This is a genomic window from Streptococcus cristatus (assembly GCF_003943465.1).
In the GTDB taxonomy this organism is placed as follows: domain Bacteria; phylum Bacillota; class Bacilli; order Lactobacillales; family Streptococcaceae; genus Streptococcus; species Streptococcus cristatus_C.
Genome location: NZ_RJPR01000021.1, coordinates 1 through 11,145 on the forward strand (window position 1 = coordinate 1; position 11,145 = coordinate 11,145).

The following is an 11,145-nucleotide window of genomic DNA, read 5'->3' on the forward strand; positions in this document are numbered from 1 at the left end:
TTTTCAATTCCACTACTTAATTGGCGTTTAAATTCATAGTAGCCAGTTGCATAGAGAAAAACTGTCTGTTCATAGAAGTTCAATTCATTATCTAATAATGTTTTTATCTCACTAATTAAATAGCAACAATTAGAAAATTTTTCCTCATCTATACTAAGAATTAAACAATTTATAGCAAGTTGAGCGACCATTCGTTTATTGGTTTTATTCAGAGAAGAGTAGAGATAATTCTTTAGCAGTTCCTTTGTCAATAAGAAGTAGGAATTGTAGTTAATTGTTCGTACACAGTTACCAAATAGAACGATCTCATAGTAACCCCATTTTTCGACTTTAAAAAGATAGTCTATTAATTGAAGTAATTCTTCATCTGATGGACTGATCCTCGAATCCATTGTGTGTAGAATGGATTTTATCATAGTTTTCTCTAAAGGATCTAGAGTGTAATTTGTAGTGTCAGATAGTAGGCACGTTATATTATCGATACTTTGTGATGAGTATTGTTTACGAATATATTGAACTAGGTTAGCAAATGATCCAATCTTGGTGTAGTCTTCATCGTGTAAAATAAGAAACTCTTCTAGGGTAATGTGCAACTTGTCTAAAATATTGATAAGCCTAATACAAGATATTTCTGATTCTCCACGTTCGAATCGAGATATTTGAGATTTAGAAAGATGCTCGTCAGCAACGGAAGATAAACTGATCTGTTTTCCTTTACGAACTTTTCTGAGTGTGATGCCAAGTTTTGATTTCATAATTTTCCCATTTTCCCAACAAAAAAAGTAATTGATCTTTATTTATTGTACAATAAATAAAAACTGAAAGGAAGTCTAAATATGAATAAAATTCTAAAAAGTTCCCTAATTTTATTGTTGGTAATGGATATTATTGTTATTGTCAATTGGTAAAATGTTTAGGTGTACACCTAAGTCTTTAGATGATATCTAAAGACTTAATACTGGTTGGAGGATACCATGAAAGATAGTGTAGTTAATTATTGGTTAAATTATTTTCCAGAGTATAGTTTAGAAACGTTTGAAAAGGAATTAACAAAGCATTTAGGAGAGAATTATATCGAGAAACTTTTAAATCTATATAAAGATTACGAGTCTGTGGATGTAAACATTGTATTTAAGAACGTTAGTTTAAATTTAGAGGCTATTCCAAAACAATTTAAAGAAATAATTGAAGAAAAATATTTATTTTCTTCAATTATAATACCGTTTATTAGCAAATATTTTTCTGAGTTTTCTTATACCATTTACCGAAATAAGAGCATTGAAGATTCGGATGAATTTTTAACTTACTCTGTATTGGATGTTGCAGATAGAATCAACACTTTGCTTTATCGTTCAATTATTGGAGATATCTCTACTCTAAAAGCTAGAGGTGTTCTTCAGGGAAAAACTTCTGTCAACAGAATGGAGTATTACAAGAATAAATATATAAAAGAAGAGAAAAATTTAGTAGATTTCTATGCAAAATTTTCCGAGTTAACACGTTTAACTTCCTATGTAGTAAAAAACACTTTTGAATTTTATTTAGAAATTATTCAACATTTTCAAGAGCAATATGCGAAAATTATTGAACTATTTCAGTGTAAAACGAGTTCTAAAGTACTGATTTCTAAAATAGAATTGGGAAATGGTGATTCACATAGAAAAAATAAGAGTGTCAGTAAAATTATTTTATCAAGCGGATATACTATAATATATAAGCCTCGCTCGCTTAATATTGAAAAATCGTTTGAAAAAATGATGGAATTTTTACGAGATCAAAATGCGATTTTAGATTACAAACTACCTAATATTATTTCAACTGAAAAATATGGATTTTGTGAATATATAGATACAGAAGAATGTATGAATGATTTGGATGTAAAGGGGTTTTATCAAAGAATAGGAGAATTGTTGGGAATACTTTATTCTTTGAATTCTGTAGATTTTCATTATGAAAACATTATTGCGAAAGGAGCTTATCCAGTTCCAATTGATTTAGAAACATTAATCCATCCTCAGATAGTGGATAGAAATAATGATTTATCAGCATTCAATAAAGCTTCTAAAAAATTTGAAAGCTCAGTAATAACTACAGGGCTTTTACCCATTTTTTTAAAAGGAAATGAAGTTGGTGGTGTTAGTATGAATAGTGAGCAAATTTCAACCTTTAAAACTGACTATATCAAGGATACTAACAGCGATAATATTCATATTGAAAGAGAGTATTATGTCATTTCTCCTAAAAGCAACAATCCTATGATCAATGGTGAGATTGTAGATGCCAAAGACTATCTTTTTGAAATTATAAAAGGATTTCAAGGTATATATAAATGGATTATGAATAATAGGAAGATATATACTGAAAAAATATATGAGCTTTTTAGTAACACAGTTGGAAGATTTATACCAAGGGCGACTCTATACTATTCACAATTATTAAGGATATCACTAAGCCCAGAATTTACCCAAAAGCATTATGAGAGAAAGATGTTGCTTTTAAGATTATACATAGGAAGCGAAGATTCTGAGACAATGTTGATTGATTCAGAATTTAAAGATTTACTAGAATCAGATATTCCTTATTTTTCATTTATTATTGGTGATAATAAAATATTTGATTCTAAAGGGGTAGAAGTAAAAGGTGTAAATTTAACCAATTTTAAAGAAGATTTTAATAGTAAGATTTCTTCTTTTTGTGATGAAGATTTAAAAGAACAAATTGGATATATCAAGGATTCTTTCATAAGTAGAAAAAATCAATCAGACAGCAATGATATTAAATTTCAAACATATTATAATAAATTGAAACCAGAATTATGGTTGTCTACTGCTACTAAAATTGGAGATTTGCTTATTGATAATTCAATTGAAGGAGTTAATGAGTACGGTCGAAAAGATTTGGCTTGGATTAGTGTAACAATGCAGGGTTTCGAAGAGGATGTTTGGTTACCTTCTGTTTTAACAAATGATTTGTATAGTGGGAATGCAGGAATTTCGCTATTTTTAATCAATTTATGGAACATAACAGGTAAGAAAAGATTTTTAGAGTATGCCAAGAAATCTGTTGAAACCTCAAAGGTATTATTGGGAAATAAGTATATTCACTCCAATCATTTAGTAGGGGCTTTTACAGGTTTAGGAGGGATGATATATTCACTTGCTGAATTTGCTCATCTCACTGGGGATATAAAAAATAAAAGCTTTATCAAAAAAACTATATTAAGTATAGATGAACTAATTTTAAGGGATACCTCAAATGATTTAATTAGTGGGAATACAGGGTTATTGGCTGTAATTTTAAAACTTGTTAATTCAGATTCATATTACAACACACCTGATATTAAATGTGTTATTGCAAAAATAATTCAAAAATTATTACATGAATCAAAGTTTGTAGACGGACTAAGGTTTTGGGAATGTATGCCAAATAGAAATTATGTTGGTTTTTCTCACGGAAATGCAGGTATACATTCTTATTTATTTAAGGCAATGAAATATTTGGGAGATAGTCGTGCAGAAGAGATTTTGCAAGAATCATTGAGCTATGAAAAAAAATGCTTCTCTTCTCAAAAAAATGATTGGTATAGATCTAAAGATGAAAAACAAATATCTTATACTTGGTGTCATGGCTCACCTGGGATACTTTTAAGTAAATTATTGTTGCTTTCTTCAGGATATAATTTTGATAATTTAGATAATGACATTGGACTAAGTATTGAGAACACTAAAGCTTACGGATTTGGGAATAATCCTACATATTGTCACGGTGATTTAGGAAATTTAGAAATATTAAATTATGCTTCTAAACTACTTTATAAAGAGAATTTAAATAATTTATGTACAAGTATATATCAAGAGCTGTTTGATACTGTTTTGGTTAAAGAATGGAATAAAAAAAATTTAAAATCTTCGAATACATACGGTTTAATGGTTGGTTTATCGGGGTGGGGTTACTCCATGTTATCAAATTATACGGATCACTCTTTGAATAACTTTCTATGGTTAGATTGATACGTATCTCTTTTCAAAAGTATTATTCTGGGCTATATAAATTAAAATTAGTTAGGAGAGAATAGTTAGATGACACAAAAAGATTTTTCCAAAAAAATTAACAGTCAATTATTAGAAGAGATTAGTGATAACAGTGCAGTTGGAGCGGGATGGGGATGGGGATGGGCTAGGCTTAGTCCTATCAGTAACGCTCTTGGAAATAAAGGTGCAGTTTGCACAGGTACAATTGAATGTCAAAATAATTGTAGATAATAATATTTAGAGGAGAAAAATCATGAATAATAAATTTACAGGAAAAATTAATGAATTAGAACTCGAACAATTAGTTGGAGATAATCAAGTTGTAGGTGGAATCAGCCCTACTATTATTCCCGCTACAATTTCTTTTGTGGGTGTTACAATTACCGTAACATTAAATGCTGGTGCATGTCCAACTTCCGGATGTACAAAGAGTTGCAATAAATAATTAAGTAACAACATTTTTCAACAATATATCCCAGTATAATACTTTTGAATAGGAGATAATTATGACAGTTGAAAGTTATTTAAATAAAATTGAAAAATCAATTACTTCAGGTACTATAGAGGAAAATTATGAAAGTACATTTTATACTTTTAATAATCAATTTTCAAAGTACTTTATTAACTCTTTATCGAAAGATATACGGTGCTATCTTTCAGAAGATTCTATAGAGATACTAGAAAAACAATTTTATTCTGAGATATATTATTTGACAATTCGTACTCTTATTGATGATTTTTACAATTGGCAAAGAGTTAATGAGAGTGTACCGAAAGAAGAAAGATATCAGAGATACTGTTTAACATTGGGGACGGTTCCTTTTTTTAAAAAAATTAAGAAAGCATACCCAGTCTTATTTATTAAAATTTTTCATTTGCATCAACACACGATTAATTTAATAGAAGAAGCAATGTTATCAATCATCAGAGATAAAGATGAAATTAAGGAACATATAGGATTCAATTTTGATGATGGAATCAAAGAAATTGTACTTTCTACTGGTGATAGACATAACGGAGGCAAGACTGCAGTTATATTTAAAAATAATAATGATGATAAAATTTTATATAAGCCTCATTCATTAAATAATGATGTATTTTTGGAGAATTTTTTTAGTTTAATTAATAGAAGTTTACCTTTAAAATTATACCATCCTAAATCAATTTCAAAAAAAAATTATGGATGGCAGGAATTTATAGAGTTTCAAGAATGTAATCTTGATAATGATTACGAAGATTACTTTTATAGATACGGTGAACTTCTTGCAATAGCTTATGCACTGCAAATGACGGACCTTCATAAAGAAAACATAATAATGAGTAAGAATTATCCGATTGTTATTGATTCTGAGACTTTATTTACAAATCCAGACTTAAGCTGTAACAGGAATTCAACTATTCAAAACCCTGAAACTGTACATGATTTATTTCAAAAGTTTATAAAAGATTCGGTTTTAGACACATTATTGTTACCAAATAATTTTCAAAGTACTTTATTTGATTTTGATTTAAGTCCGCTGACTTATTATCAACAATTATCTGAAAACATTACTAGGNTTATAATAGAAAATGATTTTTCATATAATATTCGTCTAAAAGAAGTACATGTAGTACTTCCGAGTAGTAATGTCAAAAAAGAAACTAATAAATTTTATGGTAAGATAATTGATGGATTCAAAGCATGTTATACTATACTTGAAAATAGTAAAAATTATTTTATTGAAGAAATAAAATCATTGTCAGAAAAATATCCTCTATATCTGAGACAGGTTCTAAGGCCAACAATGGTATATGTTAAGTTTTTAGAGGCTTCAACCCACCCAGATTACCTTACAGATATCAAAAATCAGAGAAAGCTATTTCAGAAACTTAATAGCTCGTCATTTAAATTAGACAGTACTTTAGGAAAGCAAGTAGAAATTGAAATTAATAGTTTAATGAAAGGAGATGTACCGTATTTTTATACAAACTTTAATAGTTTGAGCATTTATTCTATGGAAAATGAAATTTGTAATTTTTATGCTACATCTATCCAAAGTAAACTACTTGAAAGATTTCAAAAACTTGGAAATAAGGATATGTTAAAGCAGTTGCATGTGATTTTTCTATCTTTATCGACAGTTAAAGATACGACCATCTCTGAAATAAATCAAAGCCCATTACACGATTTTATTATTCCTGTTAATGACGAAAATTCTTTAGTATTAAAGGTCGGTGACTATGTTAATCATCAAGTCGTTTGGAATAATAATAATGAGTTTTGCATACTTCCTTCTGTTAGTCTGATTGATGATAAGAAAGTTATTTTACCGGTATCTTATTGCCTGTATGATGGTGGCGGAGTAGTTTTACTATTATATTATCTATATTTAAAATTTAAAGAAGAAAAGTACAAGATAGTTGCGGATGGTTTGCTAAAGGGGTTCGAGTCGATGATTGAAATTGAAACAATTCGAAACTTTTCTGCGTTTAACGGCATTGGATCAGTAATATATCTATATTATTGCCTTTTTATACTAACATCGGAACCAGACTATCATGAAAAATATAAGTTTTACTTAACAATGCTAGCAAAACAAGATATTCCGTCAGATCAACCAATTGATTTTTTAGGAATATCCAGTTTAATTATTTTATTGTGTAATATTTATAAGATAGAACATAGCTCAAAACTTTTTGCGCTATTAAAAAAGTGTATTAACTATTGTATTTCACAATTAGATAATATAACAGCAACAGGTTTAGCACATGGTTACTCTGGAGTAGCAATGTCATTATCATATTATTATGAAATCAATCCTAGTACAGATATATTAAAATGTATAGAGAAACTACTACATAAAGAAGATGAATGTTTCAATAGTATATTAAAAAATTGGAAAGATATAAGAAGAAATCATGATGATTCCTTTCCTAATTTTTGGTGTTACGGAGCTNCGGGCATTTTATTGGCTAGAAAAGAAATTTTCGACAAAACTAATATTGGGAATAATGATTTATCAATAATTGAAAATGTATTAACTAATTTAGAAAAAATAAGAGAATTGAATTTATGTCATGGTTCTGTAGGTACTATCAGTTGTCTTGATGCGATATTGAAAGATGAAGAAAACCTATTGATAAAAGAATCTATAAATTTGTATTTCGATAATGTCGTTTCTCAGGTTATCAAGCCAGAATTAAATATAGATTTGAATACTATGAATACATTTTCTTTTATGCTAGGAGTATCTGGAGTTGCTTATGAAATATGTCGAAAACAAGATGATAGATTATTGAATGTTTTATTATTAGAGTTAAAGAGGACATGATGACTAGAAAAGTACCTAATATTGAGCAAATGTCTCAAATAGAATGTGGATTATGTTGTTGCTTGTCCATACTACATTTCTATAAAAGCAAAGAGACATTACTAGATTTGAGACGTGATATAGAAAAAGGGAGAGACGGTTATAGTATAGCTGACTTAAAACAGTTATTGAATAAACGAAATTTTGATACTGGTTCATATAAAGTTAAAGATGTAAATAAAATTGGTGAACTTCCGTTACCATTAATAGCATTTTGGGATAATCAACATTATGTANTTATTTACAAAATAAAAAAGAACAAGTTTTATATAATGGATCCTTCTAAAGGATATGTAAATTATGAGTTTAAGGAATTTTCAAGACATTTTAGTAATATAGTACTGCTATCATTTCCTAACGAAAATTATCGATCTTTGAAGTCACAGTTTCCTTCGCCATGGATAAGAGTATTCTCTAGTTTTTCGAAGGTAAAAGGTCGATTAATTTTGACGTTACTATTTTCTATAATAAGTTACCTAATAATACTTTGCGTACCAGTAATGACTTCAAAGTTTATTAATTCTGCATTAGGTAATGCATTTTCTTTTCAAACCTCGTTTTTTATATTATTTTCCCTACTTTGTTTATACCTTATTTCTATCTTGGCTAGGAGTATGGGAATTCTATTTTCTAATATATTTTTTAGTAGAGATATTGAAAGTTTTACGTTTAAGCATTTGCTTAAACTACCGTATAGTTTTTTTGAACTTAGGGCAAAAGGAGATATTTTATACAGAATCTCTAGTCTTAGTGGTTTTAGGGAGCTATTTACTAACCAAGTTGTTGGGGGAATAGTAGATATTGGGACTATTCTAAGTGTTGTAATATATATGTTTTTTAGTTCAAAAACATTAACATTTATAGCTCTTATATTGAGTTTAATCAACTTTTTGTTTCTGTTTAGTACTAAAAAAATAATGTACGATACGGTTAATAGAGAATTACAAGAACAATCATTGATTTACTCAGTAGAAACAGAAGCATTAAATACTATTTCTTCAATAAAAATATCGNGATTAGAAGATGAAATATATGAAAACTGGTCTAAGCGTTTAAAAAACGTATTGACCAAGTATAAAGAACGAAGCATTGTGCATATTTTATACAATTCAGCTACAAATGTGTTTCAATTGTTCGCTCCTATAATTATATTGATTTTTGGACTTAATAATGTTTTAAATGGAAAAATTTTATTGGGTGAGGTCGTCGCATTTCAAACAATGGCATCAATTTTATTTAGTTCAGAAATCTCAATTTTTAATGCTTATACGCAGTATATTTTGGCAGCAGGATACTTAAATAGAGTGAATGATATCTGGCTTGAAAATGAAGAGAATGTTGAAAATGGTCTTAAAAAGCGTTCTTTAGAGGGGAGAATAGATATTGAGAATCTATCTTTCTCTTATTCCAAAGATTCAGCTCCTGTAATAGAAAATTTAAATTTGACTATTGAGCCAGGACAGAGAATTGCACTAGTCGGTCAATCGGGGTCAGGAAAAAGTACATTATCAAAAATATTATCAGGATTATATAAGATTGATACAGGAAAAGTTTTATTTGATGGTGTAAATATTAATCAAATAGATAAAAAAGTATTAAGTCAAAATTTAGGAGTGGTTCCACAGGATTCTTTTTTGTTGAACAGAAGTATTCTTGATAATATAACTTTAAAGCATGAAGTTACTTCACAAAAGATAGAGGAAGTTTGCAAAGCAGTTCAAATCTATGATGAAATCATGGCTATGCCGATGAAATTTAATACTATCATCTCAGAGATGGGGTCAAATATTTCAGGTGGTCAAAGACAACGGATAGCACTGGCACGTGCATTAATAAATAATCCTAGTATTGTAATTTTAGATGAAGCAACTAGTGCATTAGACACTATTAATGAGGAGAGAATAACAAAGTATATACAAAGTCAGGGCTGTACTCAAATAATTGTAGCCCATAGATTGTCAACAATTAAGGATGCGGATATTATTTTTGTAATGAAAAATGGTAAGATTGTTGAGTCAGGAAATCATAAGTACTTAATGGCTATTGGTGGAGAGTACTACAACTTATATACAAAAAGGAAATGAGGTGTAAAGAAAATGAAAAAAGAAAATGAAGATGTGATTTCAACAGCAGCCTCACTAGGGGTGATGATTGGAATAGTGTTTGCAATTTCTTTAGATTTTCCAGTTGAATATGGTATTTCTTTAGGCTTGTTGAATGGAATATTATTGGGTTCGCTGATTTTTTACAAAAAACGATAAGAATTAAGCATAATTTCTTGCTGTAAACTAAGGAGTAGAGATGGCTATAGTTGAAATTATTAATGTAACAAAATGCTTTAAAGATACTGAAGTTATTCATAACACTTCATTTTATTTAAAGAAGGGAAAAGTATATGGTTTTGTCGGACCAAATGGAGCTGGAAAAACTACAATTATCAAAATGATTCTAGGGATTTTAAAACCAGATTCTGGGGAAATAACTATTTTTAATCAAACCGTAGAACAGAATTCTGAAAATATATTATCTAGGATAGGATTAGTTTTGGGACCTTCATTTTATGGTCATCTTGATGCTTATAAAAATTTGAAGTTAATAGCAAATATGAAGGGCCTTAATTTAGATATTGAAAAACTTAATGAATATCTATCAATGGTAGGATTAAAAGATGTTAAAAAGAAAAAAGTAAAAAATTTTTCAATGGGTATGAAACAACGGCTAAGTATAGCTGCATCATTGTTAGGTAGTCCAGAAATATTAATTTGGGATGAACCAATCAATGGACTTGATCCACAGGGTGTAATTGAAATTAGAAGTTTAATTCGTTTTCTTCAGGAGAAAAAGGGTATTACATTTTTTATATCAAGTCATATTCTTAGTGAACTGGATAAAGTGATATCTGATGTTATAATTATAAATTATGGGAAAGTTGAATTTTTTGGTTCTTGCCAATACCTTTTACAAAAGTATAATTGTCAAAATCTGGAAGAAGCCTACTTAGCTTGTTTAGCTGGAGGTGGATATGATTAAAGTGGAATTTCTTAAGCAGAGAAAAAGCGTCTTGTGGTTTGTTCTTATTTTCCCAATACTTCTGAATGTTTTGTTATATATAGACTTAACTTTTAGGTATCAAGCCTATTTATTGGTGCATCAAAATGAACTTGCTTTATCTAATTGGCAGTTAATTTTTAAAGAGCAGACAATATTTTATTTTTCTGAACTATTTTATGTAGTTCTGTCTTTAATAATTTACGAAGTGTTTGCAGTAGAATTTAAAAATGATGCATGGCTAACCGTAATTTCATTGCCATTTAGAAACAAGTACACAATAAATTCTAAATTACTCATTACAGTGGCTTACACATTTGTTTTTTGGCTGTCTGATTATATTAGTTTATACGTTATTGGGAAGGCTATTGATAATAGTTTAGAGATTAGTTTGATTTTCTTTTTTAAAACATTTACCATTCAATTATTTTCCTCGTTAATGATAATATTATTATATTTTCTAACTTTATTACTTATAAGGAAAATTTCTTTAATAATACCAATTGGTATTACAATGCTAATTTTAACAATTAGCATATACTACAACAATTATAATTTTAAGATTTACTTACCATTTACTTATCTTTCTCATGCTTTTAGAGTGACTGAAAATCAATTTTATATGATTTTACTATCCAATATAATAATCATCGTGCTTTCTTGTATATTAATTCGTAAATTGAATAAAAGAAGTTTTGAAATGAAACTTTAATAGG

9 protein-coding genes are annotated in these 11,145 nt (G+C 28.6%); 8 read left to right on the top strand and 1 reads right to left on the bottom strand.

Annotation, left to right across the window (positions count from 1 at the left end; all coding sequences use genetic code 11):
• A partial coding sequence (locus D8793_RS11570) for a helix-turn-helix domain-containing protein (protein ID WP_142999385.1) occupies window positions 1-755 on the bottom strand: 755 nt, incomplete at its 3' end.
• A gap of 219 nt (window positions 756-974) precedes the next feature.
• Between D8793_RS11570 and D8793_RS11575 the strand changes: the two genes are divergently transcribed.
• The 8 genes from D8793_RS11575 to D8793_RS11610 all read left to right on the top strand — a co-directional run bounded on the left by D8793_RS11575 (window position 975) and on the right by D8793_RS11610 (window position 11,141).
• Window positions 975-4,010, top strand: a complete 3,036-nt coding sequence (locus D8793_RS11575; RefSeq protein WP_125386930.1) for a type 2 lanthipeptide synthetase LanM family protein — start codon at window positions 975-977, stop codon at window positions 4,008-4,010.
• A gap of 69 nt (window positions 4,011-4,079) precedes the next feature.
• Window positions 4,080-4,262, top strand: coding sequence for a lichenicidin alpha family lanthipeptide (locus D8793_RS11580; RefSeq protein ID WP_125372387.1), 183 nt, complete (start codon window positions 4,080-4,082; stop codon window positions 4,260-4,262).
• Window positions 4,263-4,284: 22 nt separating this feature from the next.
• The gene (locus tag D8793_RS11585) at window positions 4,285-4,476 is read left to right on the top strand and encodes a class II lanthipeptide, LchA2/BrtA2 family (protein ID WP_125372388.1); all 192 of its coding nucleotides are present in this window, start codon (window positions 4,285-4,287) and stop codon (window positions 4,474-4,476) included.
• A 61-nt stretch (window positions 4,477-4,537) separates the two neighbouring features.
• Window positions 4,538-7,342 carry a type 2 lanthipeptide synthetase LanM gene (gene lanM / locus D8793_RS11590; protein ID WP_125386932.1) on the top strand — a complete coding sequence of 935 codons (2,805 nt, stop codon included), beginning with the start codon at window positions 4,538-4,540 and terminating at the stop codon, window positions 7,340-7,342.
• A 29-nt stretch (window positions 7,343-7,371) separates the two neighbouring features.
• On the top strand, window positions 7,372-9,465 hold the full coding sequence (locus D8793_RS11595) for a peptidase domain-containing ABC transporter (protein ID WP_446677594.1): 2,094 nt from the start codon (window positions 7,372-7,374) through the stop codon (window positions 9,463-9,465).
• Between the two features lie 12 nt (window positions 9,466-9,477).
• Window positions 9,478-9,642, top strand: a complete 165-nt coding sequence (locus D8793_RS11600; protein ID WP_125372391.1) for a hypothetical protein — start codon at window positions 9,478-9,480, stop codon at window positions 9,640-9,642.
• A 40-nt stretch (window positions 9,643-9,682) separates the two neighbouring features.
• A complete protein-coding gene (locus D8793_RS11605) occupies window positions 9,683-10,411 on the top strand; it encodes an ABC transporter ATP-binding protein (protein ID WP_125372392.1) in 729 nt (242 codons plus the stop codon).
• Window positions 10,404-11,141, top strand: coding sequence for an ABC transporter permease (locus D8793_RS11610; protein WP_125386936.1), 738 nt, complete (start codon window positions 10,404-10,406; stop codon window positions 11,139-11,141). Before D8793_RS11605 ends, D8793_RS11610 begins: the two co-directional genes overlap by 8 nt.
• Window positions 11,142-11,145: the final 4 nt, after the last annotated feature.